Annotated in this window: 17 protein-coding genes; 2 read left to right on the top strand and 15 right to left on the bottom strand. The window is 36.5% G+C overall.

From position 1 onward, the window contains the following. Positions 1-15: 15 nt before the first annotated feature. The gene (locus D1013_RS09385) at positions 16-975 is read right to left on the bottom strand and encodes an App1 family protein phosphatidate phosphatase (protein WP_121848577.1); all 960 of its coding nucleotides are present in this window, start codon (positions 973-975) and stop codon (positions 16-18) included. Positions 976-1,038: 63 nt separating this feature from the next. Between D1013_RS09385 and D1013_RS09380 the strand changes: the two genes are divergently transcribed. Continuing rightward, on the top strand, positions 1,039-1,902 hold the full coding sequence (locus D1013_RS09380) for a diacylglycerol/lipid kinase family protein (protein WP_121848576.1): 864 nt from the start codon (positions 1,039-1,041) through the stop codon (positions 1,900-1,902). Between the two features lie 114 nt (positions 1,903-2,016). On the opposite strand, the gene D1013_RS20360 is transcribed toward D1013_RS09380, so the two are convergent. From D1013_RS20360 to D1013_RS09340, 9 genes are all read right to left on the bottom strand, one after another. After that, positions 2,017-2,214 (bottom strand): hypothetical protein, encoded by a 198-nt coding sequence (locus D1013_RS20360; protein ID WP_162987867.1) that lies wholly within the window; start codon positions 2,212-2,214, stop codon positions 2,017-2,019. Between the two features lie 308 nt (positions 2,215-2,522). Further along, positions 2,523-2,678: a lmo0937 family membrane protein gene (locus D1013_RS09375; protein WP_121848575.1), complete on the bottom strand. Its 156-nt coding sequence runs from the start codon at positions 2,676-2,678 to the stop codon at positions 2,523-2,525. A gap of 74 nt (positions 2,679-2,752) precedes the next feature. Further along, a complete protein-coding gene (locus tag D1013_RS09370; protein WP_121848574.1) occupies positions 2,753-3,790 on the bottom strand; it encodes an AI-2E family transporter in 1,038 nt (345 codons plus the stop codon). Between the two features lie 240 nt (positions 3,791-4,030). Continuing rightward, the gene (locus D1013_RS09365; protein WP_121848573.1) at positions 4,031-4,477 is read right to left on the bottom strand and encodes a response regulator; all 447 of its coding nucleotides are present in this window, start codon (positions 4,475-4,477) and stop codon (positions 4,031-4,033) included. Between the two features lie 139 nt (positions 4,478-4,616). After that, complete coding sequence (locus D1013_RS09360; RefSeq protein WP_162987866.1) at positions 4,617-7,118, bottom strand: PAS domain-containing protein; 2,502 nt, start codon at positions 7,116-7,118, stop codon at positions 4,617-4,619. Positions 7,119-7,138: 20 nt separating this feature from the next. Further along, entirely contained in the window at positions 7,139-7,576 is a 438-nt protein-coding gene (locus tag D1013_RS09355; RefSeq protein ID WP_121848571.1) for a response regulator, read from the bottom strand. Between the two features lie 353 nt (positions 7,577-7,929). Next, positions 7,930-8,709 carry an SOS response-associated peptidase gene (locus D1013_RS09350; RefSeq protein ID WP_121848570.1) on the bottom strand — a complete coding sequence of 260 codons (780 nt, stop codon included), beginning with the start codon at positions 8,707-8,709 and terminating at the stop codon, positions 7,930-7,932. Positions 8,710-8,738: 29 nt separating this feature from the next. Beyond that, positions 8,739-11,759 carry a DNA polymerase III subunit alpha gene (locus D1013_RS09345; protein ID WP_121848569.1) on the bottom strand — a complete coding sequence of 1,007 codons (3,021 nt, stop codon included), beginning with the start codon at positions 11,757-11,759 and terminating at the stop codon, positions 8,739-8,741. A 3-nt stretch (positions 11,760-11,762) separates the two neighbouring features. Further along, positions 11,763-12,974 (bottom strand): DNA polymerase Y family protein, encoded by a 1,212-nt coding sequence (locus tag D1013_RS09340; protein ID WP_121848568.1) that lies wholly within the window; start codon positions 12,972-12,974, stop codon positions 11,763-11,765. A gap of 56 nt (positions 12,975-13,030) precedes the next feature. Between D1013_RS09340 and D1013_RS09335 the strand changes: the two genes are divergently transcribed. Beyond that, a complete protein-coding gene (locus D1013_RS09335; protein WP_121848567.1) occupies positions 13,031-13,804 on the top strand; it encodes an XRE family transcriptional regulator in 774 nt (257 codons plus the stop codon). A gap of 57 nt (positions 13,805-13,861) precedes the next feature. Here D1013_RS09335 and D1013_RS09330 read toward each other — a convergent pair whose 3' ends face one another. The 5 genes from D1013_RS09330 to D1013_RS20355 form a co-directional block, all read right to left on the bottom strand. Beyond that, on the bottom strand, positions 13,862-14,305 hold the full coding sequence (locus D1013_RS09330) for a BLUF domain-containing protein (protein WP_121848566.1): 444 nt from the start codon (positions 14,303-14,305) through the stop codon (positions 13,862-13,864). A 208-nt stretch (positions 14,306-14,513) separates the two neighbouring features. Further along, positions 14,514-14,648 (bottom strand): hypothetical protein, encoded by a 135-nt coding sequence (locus D1013_RS20590; protein WP_262689318.1) that lies wholly within the window; start codon positions 14,646-14,648, stop codon positions 14,514-14,516. A gap of 586 nt (positions 14,649-15,234) precedes the next feature. Further along, positions 15,235-15,465: a BRCT domain-containing protein gene (locus D1013_RS09325; RefSeq protein ID WP_121848565.1), complete on the bottom strand. Its 231-nt coding sequence runs from the start codon at positions 15,463-15,465 to the stop codon at positions 15,235-15,237. Between the two features lie 182 nt (positions 15,466-15,647). After that, on the bottom strand, positions 15,648-15,992 hold the full coding sequence (locus D1013_RS09320; RefSeq protein WP_162987865.1) for a hypothetical protein: 345 nt from the start codon (positions 15,990-15,992) through the stop codon (positions 15,648-15,650). A gap of 94 nt (positions 15,993-16,086) precedes the next feature. After that, positions 16,087-16,245: a hypothetical protein gene (locus D1013_RS20355; protein WP_162987864.1), complete on the bottom strand. Its 159-nt coding sequence runs from the start codon at positions 16,243-16,245 to the stop codon at positions 16,087-16,089. Positions 16,246-16,408: the final 163 nt, after the last annotated feature.

Below are 16,408 nucleotides of genomic sequence, written 5' to 3'. Positions count from 1 at the left end.
TTTCGCATGGTTTAATTAAGCCAAAAGCTTAGTACTATGTTCTATGGCAATTGAACTATCTTTAAAATAGAGTGTTTCGACTCCCATCGTTTCTATGTTAGATAAAGTTTTAACTGAATTAACCTTAGGTTTCAACCCAGTTTGTCTTAGGTAAACGATAGATATGTTTAAAGGGAACAATTTAACTATGCGTTCATAAATATAGGGATCCTGTTGAGTGTCGTCGCCAATTAAAATAAACTTCAATTCAGGATAGAATTCAATAATGTGCTTAATTTTATGAAACTTATGATCATGGTTACCGCCTCCACTTCGCAGAAAATCTAATAATCCCGTTTTCAATTTTTTCAATTTAAACACGGCTTTTGGAAACTCATTCAAGTCGGTAAATTCATTGATAAAATTATATAAGTTCCATTCACTACTGGAAACATAAAAAAAAGCATTAGATCCCATATTTTTCTTTCTTCCAGCATTGCTTAAAATTCGATAATGTTGTAAAACATCCGTAAAAATTTTCCGCCTATGAATATTTTGAGTCAATAAGACGTAAATCTTTTTAAATAAGCTTCTCGTATGGGAAATCAAAAAAGTATCGTCAATATCTGAAATTAGACCGTATTCTCCTGGATAAGGTTTAATAAATTCTACTTTCTCGGTAATTATCTTTCCTTCTATTTCAGCCTGTAATTCTGCCAAGTGCCATCCGGCAGATAAATTATAAGAATAGGGTATAGAAAAACGGAAATAACCATCCTTCAAGGTTTTAGTCTGTACCTCGATGCCATTGAGTTTTAATACAATGGAATGATTGGAAAAAGGCTGTAATTTAAACATTTTAAAGATCTCGACAGCATGTCTAATCTTCCGTCCCTGAAAATCATATCCAATTTCCGGCCGACTGTATAGATGTCCAAATATTATTATTTCTTGCTCATTGGCATATCCTTTATACGTTTGCAAAACAATGGCCATGTTCGCCTATAATTTATGCTTAAATTTAAATGTAGGTAATAAAATTACTACCTAAAAATTCACATGAAGAAAGTTTTGATGATTGTCAATCCAATATCTGGAAATATTGACAAGTTTCCCATAATTAAACAAGTTCAACATTTACTTCATCAAAAGGTCGAATTATGCATATTTACAACCTCAGGTGATGGAGATATTAGATTGCTGGAATTAAGGATTCAAGAATTTGGACCTGACCGGCTTCTGGTCGTAGGTGGTGATGGAACAATTAAATTAGCTGCTGAAGCGGGATATAAAAAAATGATGGAAATAGGTATATTACCTATGGGTTCTGCAAACGGATTAGCAACCGATTTAGACATTCCTAAATCTTTAGAACAAGCTTTGCAAGTGGCATTAGGAAAGAATTTAATGGCAGTAGACGTCATTGAAATTGCAGATAGCATAGGATTACATATAAGCGACATCGGAATTAATGCTGAATTAATTGCAAACTTTAGTCAAAATAAGATTCGAGGACATTTTGGATATTTTTTAAATACCATACCAACCTTACTTCGAACTAAGGCACCATATAAATTCTCAGTCTCTGCAAATAATAAAACTCTCCATTTCAAAGCCATTATGGTGGCAATTGCTAACAGTAAAAAATTTGGCACCGGCACAATAATAAATCCAGAAGGAAAAATAAATGATGGAGAAATAGAAATCATAATATTTAAAAAACTAGATATTGTCAACATTTTAAAAACTATAGGTGGTGAGGTTAAACTCAATTCTGATTTTGTAGAAATTATAAAAACCAAAGAGGTCACCATTAAGGCAGAGAGACCGGTTGATTTTCAAATAGATGGCGAGCACTTTGGACAAACATCAAATATATATGCATGTGTGAAACCTGGAGCAATTAAAATTGCCATACCCTAGCTGGTAAATTGATTTCAGAAAACGGTTGAAAGGACTTACTTCCGATTTTTTTTGTACAGGCTCCATTCGAAAAATAAGGGAAGGAAATCTAAGGATCAACCAAAAGTTGTTTAATTAATTAGAGAATGAAGGAAATAATATAGTGGCAATTATAATTATCAAGATTATAGAAACAACTATTACGGTGATGAGTGGAAATCTCGATTTGGTAGATTCCGTAGTCTGATTTCTAACTCCAATGTCATCTCGTTGTTTTGTTTCCATTGGGGCACTTTCACTGGCTTTACTGCTACTCTCTTTCATTTTTCTCATGACTTTCCGAATTATTTTCTATTGGTATTTTAATTAATTGGTTGCCTATAGATGAGCTTTAAGATACTCTATTAAATTTTGCTAGGTTTGAGAAAGAATTACTATACACCCTTACGAACAGAATCTAATTATCGAAGCGGTAAAAAGAATGAATTCAAATCCTATTATAACCGCAATAAACAGTTTATATAATTTTGAGGCATGCATATTCTGGGGGAAACTCATAATAAATGTGGAATTCGATTATAGTTCAAGTGGAAAGAAAAGATTTGCCGGGAACTCTACGCAGAATTCCCAGCTTTAGCATGTTATACCTTTCTTCCAGTTAGCAAATTGTAGATTAACAGGATGACGGCTATGACCAAAATGGCATGGATTATACCCCCAACATCGGGAAACATTGTAAAGCCCAATAACCATGCAATCACCAATATGACAATAATAGTCCAGATAGCACTTTTCATAATTTAAGAAGTTTTATTGATTAGATTTGCAATGTAAATAGCAATCTAAGTAAGCGTTGCCGCAAATAATTTAATTACGGACTTGTTTGATTTTCTCTATCCCAACTGGTCACCCAATAAGATTTTCGATAGATTTCCCACATGATAAACAAGGTATTAATCAGTATGGGTCCAATAATTACACCTACAATTCCCAGCAGGGGAATACCGATAATAACACCAATTAGGGTCTGTAAGGGATGTATATTGTCATAACTTTTTAAGAAAAGTATTCTTATCAAATTATCAATCGTTGAAATTACCAATAGACCGTATAAAAGAGTTGTCCATGCCAAAATCTCTTTACCCGAACCGAGCAAGAGTAGGAATAGCGGTACGAAACCCAATGACGAACCTATAAAAGGAACAATAGAGGCAAAACCTATAATTACCGACCAAAAAAATACATCACCCACCCCTATAAACATCAATCCGATAAAAGCTACGATACTTTGAGCCAATGCCGTTATCGGTATGGCCCAAAAATTCGAACGAATCTTTTTACGTGCTGGAATCATCACTCTTTTAATGTCCGCTTCCGAAAACGGAAGATACTTTTCCAATAAGTCCGAGGCATCGGATTTGGTCAATAATAAATAGTATAGCGTAAGTACCATCAGCAGCATACCGACTAACGCTACCAATAGATTTGCCATTATCACTTCTAAGCTACTTTCAAAAAAATTAGTAATCATGTCTTGACCTAGGTGCCATTCGAAATCCTCATCGACATACTTCTGGATAAGAAATACCAGTTTATCAAGAGCCGAGGAAATCTGTACCATACCCTTAACGGCTTTATCCATTCGCGTCCACAACATTCCAAACAGAAAAATCGGTGGTATAATAATCGACATAGTGGTTAGTATTGTTAAAACCCCTGCCGCCAGTTTAGGACGAAGGCCAATTTCAATAAGAGGTTCCATTTTTTCTTCCAAAAGAATATAAAACACAAACGCCGCTAAACAACCTGATATGAACGGTACCAGATGCCATCCTATCAAGATTCCTCCCAAAATAATGAGAGAAAGAAGGAACAACTGTTTCAGATAGGAACTTTCGAGTATGGGCATGGCCGAAATAGATTCAGCCTAAATTAAATAAAGGAGTAATATTAGAGATGCTTTTTAGTTTTAAATAGTATTGGATTAGATATAATTGTCCCACTATTCTATTTCACAGTATCTTTCTGCTACCATTGGTTATAATATTAGCAATAAAAATGCAAAATTAGTTATAGACCACAATCTGCAGTGAGCAATAATATGATATATCCCTTTTTTCAAAAAGTTTACATACAGTTGGTAAGATAATCAGTCATTGTTCAAGAGGAAGCGGTCCTTCGGAAGAGGTTTAAAACTATTACTAGTAGCGATTTTTAAGGTCTTACCTAACAGCGCAGTTAACTTCCCAAAACTTGAGGGCTTTGAAATATATCCGTGAGCTCCATTCATATAGGCATTTTCAATATCCGCTTCAGAAGTAGAGGTGGAATAGATTGCGACAAAAATCTTATCAAGACCTAATGAGTTACGTAGTTTTTTCAAAACTTCGATTCCAGAAATAACAGGCATGTTAAGATCCAGAAAAATCAAAGTGCTCACCGATTGGTCCAACCTGTCAAGCTTTTTTAAGAAGTCACTACCGTCTTCACAGAGAAGAAGCTCGGCCTGCAATTTCAGAGCATCGAAGGCCTCTGCAAATAATTCGCGGTCATCCGGATCATCATCCACCAAAATTATTCTTTGTTTCGCATTCATTTCGCTGGAGTAAGATTAACCTTATTAATAGCCTTGCAAGATAGCTATAATATCCGGATAAATAGTTCTAAATAAAATTTGTCTACAATCATCTAACTTTTTATGAATCAAACATATGATATCAAATTGATTAAAATCATTATTCCATAGGCAAATAAAGGGTGAAAGAAGCTCCATTTCCAACTTTACTGGAGGCCACAATCGCACCATTATGAGCCAGAACGATTTTTTTTACAATGGCTAACCCTATACCGGTACCTCCATACTTCGTCTTGTGATGTGATCTTTGGAAAACCTCAAAAATTTTATTTTCCATTCCAGATGGAAAACCTATCCCATTATCGGTGACCTGAATTTTTGCGTAGCTCAAATTTCTATTCAATTCCAGTTTATTTATTTCTCTCGAACTACATTTAAAATACGATACTTGAATTTTGGGAATTTCATTTTCTTTAGAAAACTTGAGGGAGTTACCGATAAGGTTATCAAAAACTTGCCGTAACTGAAATGGCACCCCAATAACTATCGGCAGTCTGTCGTATTTTACCTCGGCCTTTTTTATATCAATATACTCGGATCTATCTTCAATAATTTGATTCAGAATAGTATTTAAATCTACGGCTTCAAACTTGAAACTATTGTCATCGGCTCTGGAGAAGGCCAGCAAATCATCAATCAACGAACGCATTCGCTTGGCTGATTCTGTAATTTTATGAAAATATCCCTTTCCTTTATCTGATAGACTATCACCCTCCCGTTCCATGATTCGAGAGGTGAACATTTGAATTTTCCGTAAAGGCTCCTGTAGATCGTGACTAGAGACATATGCAAATGATTCTAATTCATCATTTGCTTTCTCTAATTGCTTAATTGATTTTTCTAAATCTGCATTAGCCTTGTTTAATAAATGAGTTCGTTGTTCTACCTGATTCTCTAATTCTTTTGAAAAATGAATTAATTTCTGCCTGGCATAGTATTCGTTAGATACATCTGTAACGGTTATCATAACTCCGGAAACCGAGCCATCGATTTCCCTCAAAGGCAGATATACATAATTCACGTAAAAGGTATTCTGCTGACCATTGATATTTACTATAGCTTGTGAATTATAATCACGGGTCGACTTACCAGTTCTTATTACGTCTTTTAAAATCTCAATATATTTCTGGCCCTCTAATTCTGGAAATACATCAATTAATCTTTTTCCCGCAATTTCCTTCCATGCCTTACCCCAAAAGTGACTAAGCATTTTATTATTGGCCATTTCGATTCGTAAATCGCTACCTCGAAATATGGCTTTTGCCACAGGAGATTGTAATACTAAATTTTTAAACTGTGTTTCTTTTTCCTTTAAATCATTCTGAGCTACTACATAATCAGTGACCTCGTTAGTAATTAGCATTATTTCCAGTAAATCATCGGATTCTCCATTTATTGGATGTAAAATAAAATTGAAATAGGCCTGTTCAATTTTACCATTTCTTTTTACTGGCATTAAAAACTCCTTACCGCGAACCGATTCTCGACTTTTAAATAATTCATTAAAAAGTGGACTTACCCTCTCCTCAATACCTGGAAATAAGCTGTAAAGTTTTTTTCCAACTAACTGATGGGGTTTTTTATTTATAAAATTTAAGAAAGTCGGATTAGCCATTTCCACAACTAATTGGGGCCCTTTAAACATAGCTATCCCGGTAGGAGCATTCCGTACTATATTTTCGAATCTTTCCTTTTCAGTTTTAATTTGGAGATTGGCATACCTAAGTTGCTCAGCGGCTTTTTCTTGTTCTGTTACATCTTGAAGTATACCATTGAATCGATAGGCTTCACCTGCCTCATTAAACCAGGAACGACCCAAGGCCCTAACTATCTTAATTTCTTTGGTGGTCTTGTTCTCTATTGAATATACAACATCATATTTTCCATCATTTTCTCCATTTAAAGCTTTCTGGATCTTACTTTCGACACGTTGCCTGTCTTGTGGTAGAATAGCATTCAAGGCAATTGGCAAATCAATTTCCATCTTATTAGATATGCCAAACCAATCCTTAAGCCTTTTATTCCCTTGAAACTTATGGGTTTTTGGGTTATAATCCCAAGTGCCAAGCTCAGCGGCATCAACCGAAAATTTTAATAAATCTTCGCTCTCTTCTAACCTTTTCAGGTTAAGGACAGCATTCGTTGTTTCGGAGCAAGTGACGAGTACACCATTGATTTTTTCGTCGTCACCCATTAAGGCACTATAGCTAAAGGTCCAATAGACATTTTCTATTCTACCATTTCGATTTATTGGAATCAATTGATTTTCTCTAAAAATGGGGTTACCGGTAGATAGCACCTCTCTAATCATTGGCTCTATAGTATGCCAAATTTCCGGCCAGGCGTTCTTGGCTTTTTCACCGATAATTGAAGGATGTTTACCTTCTGTACCTAGACTTGGTCGATATGCATCATTATAGAAGCAGTATAAATCACTTTCCCACCATATAAATTTTGGAAATGCAGATTTAAGCATATTGCTTAAGGAAATCTTTAAAGACAAAGGCCAAGTTTCAGGTTTCCCCAATTTATGAGTAGTCCAGTCTTTGGCAGCTATTAGAGTAGCCATTTCTCCCCCACCTTGAAGAAATGATGGGAGCATATCATGTTCCGTATGTGTCATCACATTTCCCTAAATACAAATTCTAAATTTCCCTGACCTTTCCCATTTATATTTAAAACATTTGTTATGCATAACTCCAACATAGATTTTAGCTGTTGAAATGAAGATGGTTTTTGCAAATATTGATTTGCTCCGGATTCAGATAACCTTTTGGCAATGCTGTCCACAATTATTGTAGAATAAACAATTACAGGAATATCTAGCAACCTCTTTTCTCTGCGAATTCTTAGTAGACAATCTGCACCATTTAAAACCGGCATGTTGAAATCCATAAATATGAGATGCGGAATTGGATGACCAGCCCCTAAATATTCGAATAAATCCAAACCATTTGCGAATGTATCAATTTCAGTTTGGAATGGGAGTTCACTTATGGCATCCTCGAAAAGGTCACGATCATCTTCATCATCATCAATCAGGAAAATTTTATATCTCATTAATTATATAAGAATAGCATGGTCAAACGATTGTACAATTTATAAATTTCTTTAAAGAAGCAAAAAGTCATTTATATCATTCTCACGAGAGGATGAAGAAATCAAATATTAGATTAAAACTTTTAATAATCTAAAATCCACTACTCAAATACTAGTTAAGCAACTGGTAATTTTCTAGCAACTAGACCTTAAGATTCATCCGGGTTGAAATGAATGTATGCAAGCAGAACTAAGAATATCAAGCGGGAATTTCTTTTCCGAATAGCGCTTGATACGCATCAACTTTTTTTTAAACTTTAACAAAATGAGATGAAGCTATTATATTTCTAAATCTATTCAGATTCAAAAATTAGTTAAAATAATTCAGTCTGCGAGAGCTCAGGATAGTCTACCTTATTTGTAATCTCAGCAACATTACCCTTATATGCCTTACCTCTTAGTCTGTCCACCGTATAAGCTTCCATTTCCTCATCCGGGTAAGGTCCAATGAGCTCGCTTATCGCTTTTTCTGCCAATTCTTCATCGTATTCACCTAACCACTTATCTTGAAGTTCATCGGGTAAGATTAATGGCATTCGCGGTTCTTCAGAAGCCGCAGGATTATTGTGGATTTTTTCCATCATTTCATTGGCCGTGGTCGTTACTATGGTAAAGGTACTTTGGGTCTCTCCACTTTCTTCATCCGTCCATTCACGCCAAAGACCTGCCAATACCATGGGTTGACTACCTTTTCTAAAAATGAAATGCGGGTATGTATTGTTATTGAAATGTCTATGTTCATAAAACCCATCAATTGGAATAAGACACCTTCTACTTTTGGCGGAAGACTTAAAGGATTTTAAATCAAATATAGTTTCACCCCTGGCATTCAAAGTTTTGTTCCACGCCCCATACAACTGTTTTTTATTCTTGACCCAGTAAGGTGCCAACCCCCATTGTGAAATGGTCGGTTCATAGGGATTTTCATTGGTGTATATCAATAATCTGGGATGCTTGAAACCAGTTACATGGTAATAAGGAAAATCGGCGACCTCCTTTATTCGCTCCTTAATATCCTTGAGCACTTCTTTATTACCTTCTCTATTGGCCCTTTTGAGCTGTGTATCTAAATGGACCCGAACATCGTAGCACATAACCTAATTTGTTTACTACAAGATAATCATTAGCTTTTGATTTCCTTTCGTTTAGCAGATTTAAGCTTAAAAAAGTCTTCGTACTTGGGCTCATCCGAACTTCGGGGATCCGGTTTAAGATGCAATTTTTTAGTCCATATGACATCCATACTGAAGTGGCCAAATTCTTCCGTAATTTTTCCATAACACGCATATATGCCCCTACCTAGAATTTGATATTTTTCCACAACACCTGGAAAATGTACAGCATCAAAATAGTCTCCCTCTTGATCAATAAAGGTGCTTAAACGCATTCTTTTCCCTTGGCTAGTCGTATGAAATCGCGTGTTCACCACATTGCCATAAAGTAACATTTCCTTCCCTGAGAATCCCGCCATATCCTTCGCTAATGCTTCGGAAAGCAATTTTTCGGATATCAAATCGAAATAATCACACAAGGGAAAACCCAACAATTCCATTTCGTCATAGGCATCCTCCAGCCATCCTTGATTAAACGACGGCAATACAAATTTTCTATGGTCAGGCCTGAATAATTGGGGATGGGCCGAGCGCTTACCTAGCGCATTCAATTTAAAGGCAGCCTCCCAAAGCAATTCAGGTTTACTTTTTCCAGTAAATCGAAATGCGCCAATACGTACCAAAATAGTTAGCTGTTCTAAGCTCACGGTTACACGATCCACAAAATCATCCAAGGACTCGAACCTACCGTAAAGTTGACGTTCGGTCAGCAGTCTTTGAACTAATAAGGTTTCAAGATTTTTCAAATACCCAAAACCGAGATAAATATTCTTACCCTTGATACAATTGGCATGATCACTGTGATTGATACAGGGGGCGTGAATGATACCCCCACACATTCGGGCCTCATGAATATAGTGTTCGCTACTATAAAAACCGCCGCCGTTATTAAGTACGGCTACCATAAACTCCAATGGAAAATAATGTTTAAGGTAAAGACTCTGATAGCTCTCTACTGCATAACTAGCCGAATGCCCTTTAGCAAAAGCATAACCCGCAAAACTCGAAATCTGCTCCCAAACTTCATTGATGATTTCCTCTGAATAACCTCTTTCCATGCAATTGGAACGGAATTTTAACTCGACCGCTTGAAATTCTTCCCTAGAACGAAACTTTCCGCTCATCCCCCTCCGCAATACATCGGCCTCCCCAAGATCCAAACCGGCAAATTCATGGGCTACTTTCAGAACATCTTCTTGATAGACCATAACACCATACGTCTCAGGCATAATCTGAGCCAATATTGGATGCGCTTCTTTACGTCGTTCGGGTTCACGATGTCTGCGGATGAACTCCGTTTTCATCCCTGAGGAAGAAACTCCAGGACGGATGACCGAACTGGCCGCTACCAAACTCAAATAGTCCCTTACCTTTAGTTTTTTCATCAAACCTCGCATGGCCGGAGACTCTACATAATAGACTCCAATAGCTTTACCTTGCGCTAACAGGTTATTCAAATTATCGTCTTTCTTAAACTTCTCAATTTGAGAAATGTCGATTTCAGGTAAATCTGGCCGGTTTTCCTTTACGATTTCAATCGCCTCCTTAATTTTTGCTAGGCCTCGTTGTCCCAATATATCAAACTTAAATATTCCAGCATCTTCAGCAATGATCATATCGAATTGTACGGTAGGAAATCCTTTTGGGGGCAAATCGGTGGCCGAATAAAAGTGTATAGGCCTCTCAAGAATAAGAATTCCTGCAGAATGAACGCTTAAATGATTGGGCATGCCTTGTATGAGCGAACCATATTTTAATACCAAGCGATGTATTTCCTCCATTTTAGACCTATTAAAACTCCCATCACTTAATTGATCGATATCACTTTTGGGGAGTCCGAAAACTTTTCCCAACTCCCTAACGGTAGCCCGATATTTAAAGGTATTGTAGGTTGCCAAAAGAGCTGCATTAGGGTGTTTTTTGAATATATAGTCAGTGATATCATCACGATCTTTCCAGCTAAAATCGATATCAAAGTCAGGAGGTGATGCCCTAAATGGGTTAATGAATCGTTCAAAATATAGGTCCAACTCAATGGGGTCAACATCGGTAATGCCGATGATATAGGCTACAATACTATTGGCGCCACTCCCCCGCCCAACATGAAAATAGCCCTTATTTTTTGCATAGGTAATGATATCGTGATTGATTAAAAAATAGGAAACAAAATCCATCTCCTGAATGACCTTTAACTCCCTTTGGAGCCGTGCCCTTACTTGATTATTGGCATCAGGGTAACGCGAAGGCAAGCCCTCTTGGCATAGGTTCTTTAGGGTATTAAAATCGCTTTCTTTTGACTTTCCAAAAACCTGTAAGTTTTGGGACACTCTTTTGGCTCCAAACTGAAAGTCTATAGAACATTGCGATAATAGACGCCGTGTATTTTCCCAAATACCGGGTATATGGGCGTATGTGTTCGATAGCTCCTCTAAAGGTAACATCCGTTCAGAGGGTCGTCCTTCCTCCGTAGTTTGTAATTTGCTTAGTAAGGTATTATTATCAATGGCACGAAGAAGACGGTGGGCGTTGAAATCACGCTTATTGCGAAATGTCACAGGTTGTTGTACCACCCATTTTTCAAAGGCCTCGCGATAGGGAGAAAAAGGTAGTCTTCTCAGATTTTCAATGGATATGCCTATATATTCATAAGTACGAAAAGTTGTTTTTTGCAATAGCATCAACTGTTCAAAAGGGTAGATGATAAAAACGTTCTCGAATTCTGGGGCTACTTCGGGTAGTGGCTTTGATTGATGTGAGTGAATGGATAAAAATGAATTAAGTTCCCTAAACCCATCATTGTTTTTGGCTATGCCCAGATACAATTGTTTCGCCCCATTTCTAAAATCAATCCCGACCATGGGTCTGATACCAAACTCAGGCGCTTTTCGAATAAAATTTAGACAAGCCGAGGTGTTATTGATATCGGTCAATACCAGTTCCTTCAATCCACAACCTTTCCCTAACTGGAGCAGATCCAATTCGGAGAAGGTTCCAAAGCGCAAGGAATAATATGTATGACAGTTAAGGTACATCTCTTATTGCGTTCTATGTGCCAAAACCATAGGTGGTTCACCATTAAAGGCATTATAAAATCTACCTATGGACTTTGCTCCCATCGAGGAAGCTCTCATGACAGTCTTTTCTCCGAATCTTCTTCGGATATGGTCCATTGCCCCGTATAGGTTGAGCATTTCCTCGGTATCATCAAAAAGATTGATTTGGTAGTTACCGGAAACCAAATCGCTCATTCGCACCCCCACCAAGCGCAGTAGCAACCGTCTTTGGTACAATTGTTCAAAAAGCTCCAATACTTTCGGAATCAGAATATGATCCGCACTGGTATAGGGTATTTTAACCTGTTTGGTATAGGTATTGAAATCAGCGTATCTAATCTTAATGGAAATACAGGAGGTCAACTTATCCCCGTTTCGTAAGGCAAAGCCTAAATTCTCGGCCATGGCCGTTAAAGTCGTTCGCAGCTTGACCATGTCCGTTGTATTCCAAAAGGTTCTTTCCGTTGATATGGACTTTCGTTCGTGATACTGTATCAATGGGGGTCTATCCATCCCATTGGCCCGACGCCATATCACCTGACCATTTTTGCCAAAGGCGCTGATCATCATTTCCTCGGGCATATCCTGAATAGTCTTCACCTTAAAGACACCCATGTTTTTAAGGGACTGAAATGTTTTTTCGCCTATGGAAGGTATTTTATGTACCGAAAGGGGGGCCAGGAACGATTTCTCCAAACCAAATTCTATCTTCATTTGGTTATTGGGTTTCGCCTCGTTGGTAGCCACTTTTGAGGTTATCTTATTCGAGGATAAGCCAAAAGAAATAGGCAGCCCCGTCTCCTTCATGATTCTATGCCGGAGTTCTGTTGCATATTTATAACAACCAAAGAATTTATCCATTCCTGATAAATCGGCATAGAACTCATCTACACTGGCCTTTTCAAATAAAGGAACCTGTTCTTTTATGATATCGGTGACTTCTTGAGAGAATTTGGTATACGTACTGGCATTTCCACGGATGACATATGCCTCTGGACAAAGTTGCTTGGCCAATTTCATGGCCATACCTGACCGCACGCCAAACTTTCGTGTTTCATAGCTACAGGCCGAGACAACACCACGATTGCCTGTACCACCTACTAACACAGGCCGCTTCAAGAGTTTGGAGTCCAATCGCCTTTCACAGGACACAAAAAAAGTATCTAAATCGAGATGTAGAATATTGCTTTCCATAGGACCGACAAAATTAACTACAATTTGTAGTCGCTATTGCTTATATTTGTAGTATTATGAATTTCATTTCAAAGAACATCCGTCATTTAAGAGATTTAAAAGGACTTTCCCAGGAGCAGTTGGCCGAAGAATTGGGCATTACCCGATCAAATTTGGGCTCTAAGGAAGAGGGTCGCTCTCAGCCCAATCTAGATTTACTGATTTCGATTTCTAATTACTTTCGGATTCCTGTAGACATTCTTATCAAAAAGGATTTAACGAAGGCCAAGGATTTTTCATTTATCGAATTGGGCAATCAAAGGGTATTGTTTCCCATTATGGTAGATTCCGAAAATGAAGATTTGATTGAGGTTGTACCAGTGAAAACTTCTGCCGGTTACTTAGCAGGATATGATGATCCCGAATATATAGAGCAATTGGCCAAAATTAAACTTCCTTTTCTACCCACCGGCAAGCACAGGGCCTTTCCCATAAAGGGCGATTCCATGTTACCTATGAAAGATGGTGCCTTTGTTATAGGAAAATTTGTGGAGAACAGAAGCGATATTGTAGATGGCAAAACCTATATCCTACTTACCTTAAACAACGGAATGGTTTACAAAAGGGTGTACAACCGGATTCATATGAACAACACACTACAATTAGTTTCTGATAATAGCGCCTATGAACCTTATGAAGTAGCTATAGACGAAGTTTTGGAACTATGGGAATTCACTTGTAGTATCAATACGCAGGAATATTCAGCAGAAGAACTAAAACTTAGCAGCATTGTTCAAATGTTCAACAGCTTAGGCGTTGAATTGGAAGCTTTGAAAAAGATGATTGGTTGAGCACTTGTGATTTAGATTACTATATGTGTGAACACTCCACCAAGGGAGAATCTACCATTATAAATCATGTTTGGAGGGAGGAATGGATAGAAGGTATTTCATTTTCTTCCAGAAAAGAATAGCCGTCACATTGGTAGGTCGACTTAAGTCCGCCAACAGCATTAAGTTTCTCTTGAACTGTTCAAATTCAGGAAGTCCCATTTTATCCTCATCAATAGGATAATAGGCCATACCCCAATCCGGGAAGTTTCGTTCGTTGATATCGTCCTTGCTGAATAAACTGACTTTAGTATGCCGAGAATCCTTTTTGATATTCTCGTAAAGTTCTTTTACCTTATCTTCAGGACCCTCCAATATCTGTATAAATCTTTGGGAATAATACATAAGGCAGCCGGTAATTCCATTTTCAGAATTGAACTGTCGAGCCGTTTTTAAAATGTTTTCGATATCCTCATTTGTAATAGTGGGATTAGCCTGGGACTCGTAAGTAAGTGTAAACATGTAGCAGAATTTGGGCTAAAATTACCTACCTATATTTATAAGAGTAGCCACACATGAATAAAATTGCAGCATAATTCAAGCATTAAATTATTTGAATTTGCTATAAGAAGATTTTATACTTCAGAAAATATCAGAGGATAGCACTTAATATGGCATTCCCGGCGCTTCAATATAATCTTTTCAGTCAAGGAAAAAAACTTCCAAAATGCTACTTTTTTTTTGACTGTTTTTTATAATTAGCATTCCCTAATTTAAGAATGGCATCCAGGGTACCTAATAACCCTAGAGAAACATTGGGTTCTATTTTTTTCTTTTTTTTTCGGTGGATGCCTTTCTTCTTCATCTACACATAAATTTTCAGCTGAATGCCATATGAAAGAGATCTTGCAAGAATAATCCTTAGCATATCGAGGGGGTTATCCGATTTTTTCATAAATGTAAAAAATACTTTAGAAGTATTATTGCAAGCCAAAGTTAAAGTATGATTTTCGTAGAGTTATTCAAAAAATGAGGTGCTGAATTCAAATAAGAAAAGGCCAGATGAATCTGACCTTCCATTAATCAGCTAAAAGATAAAATCCTCATATTAGGTCCAAGCTCCCCAGCGAAACCTAATAAATGCTACTCTTTTAGATAATTACTCATGTCCACTAAATTCAAAAGGTCAGAATTAACCTGACCTTTTGTGTGGGGATAATTTATACCTAAACCAGCTAATCTTTAAAACTGCACAGAATTAAATCACTAAATGCTAGAAAGGTTATAATGAAACGCCTCCTAACCTGCATTATTTTATGATTATTATCCTTTCTTTTAATCCAACCTCTGTAAAATTTTACCATAAATTTCACTGAAAGTTTCAGTAATGGTAAATTAATAATTATAATTAATCAACTTTTAAGCTCTATATCAAGAGATTATACTTAAATTCAACTAGATAGATGTTGTAGTAAAATATCCGAATTGATGATCATAACATCCATCTGTTTTGCTAATTCAACATCTCCTTTCTCATAATCACTTCCGATAAAAAGTATATCCAAATTGATATTTATTTGATTTTGGAGAATGGCACCGCGTACCTTTAATTCTTCTTTCGTCCAAGGGTCAAAATTTCCTGATAAAAAAATCTTTTTTCCATTTAGATAATTGTCCCTCATCACCTTATAAGTATAGATTTAGTAAACAACCTGTGGTCTCGCATAATAAACTATTGCAATATCGCCAAACTATGTTTTATAATCCTGTACTTTAAGGAGCCTTTACCACGACATTGCTTTTGGGCTGTGATTCCAAACTAAAAATAGAGATAGATAAAACATACAATTTGCCTTATAATCAATTATTTATGATAATATTTTTGCCCATAGGACTTTATTTTACTCTTGGCTATTTTCATATCGCGTTGTAACCGAATCATCAATAATTTTCGGAAGTACCAGATAACCAAGAGGGACAACAATGAACTTCCTATAGCATACCACTCCAAATAATTATCATCTACAATCCTATGATCTTTAAAAACAAAATATAGTTGTAAAAAGTAGCAGTAAAATGGAATGATTAGAATGATATTGAACCAACGAATGGCCAATGCTGTCAGTAGCAATAAAGGAGAAATAGTTTGAGATATCAACCAGATATAAAAAGAGAAATCCATCCCTATGGCTTCAAATTTCTGTAACATTCCAAACTGAATATCAAAATGTAAAAAAACCTTGTCCAAATAGAGCACTAATCCGGACAAGGCAACTAATATATAACTAACTAAGGATGAAATTCTAATTATCCCCGGGTCGTTTCTTTCCTTTGGAAAGATCAACGCTTTCAATTTGATAACTTGGATTTTTCTGATCATCTATGACTCCTTCTTCAATACTATCTGCTGTACATGAAGAAAAAAGAATCATCAAAAAAATTGTAAAAATTAAATTTTTCATAATCTACTAATTTATGGTTAAAAACCTGAAAATTAGAGATTTTACTTATTCTTTTTCTAAGTATTGAAAAGGCTTTATTAAAAAGTTGTTCAAACAAAGTTATCATTACGAAGGACAAATGGTGCGAGAACAACCCCATAAATTCTGGGGTTTTTCTATGTCC

The sequence above is a fragment of the Euzebyella marina genome, from assembly GCF_003687485.1.
GTDB classification, from domain to species: Bacteria; Bacteroidota; Bacteroidia; order Flavobacteriales; family Flavobacteriaceae; genus Euzebyella; species Euzebyella marina.
Note: the sequence above shows the minus strand (reverse complement) of the source record. Positions and strands in the feature narration are given on the sequence as shown.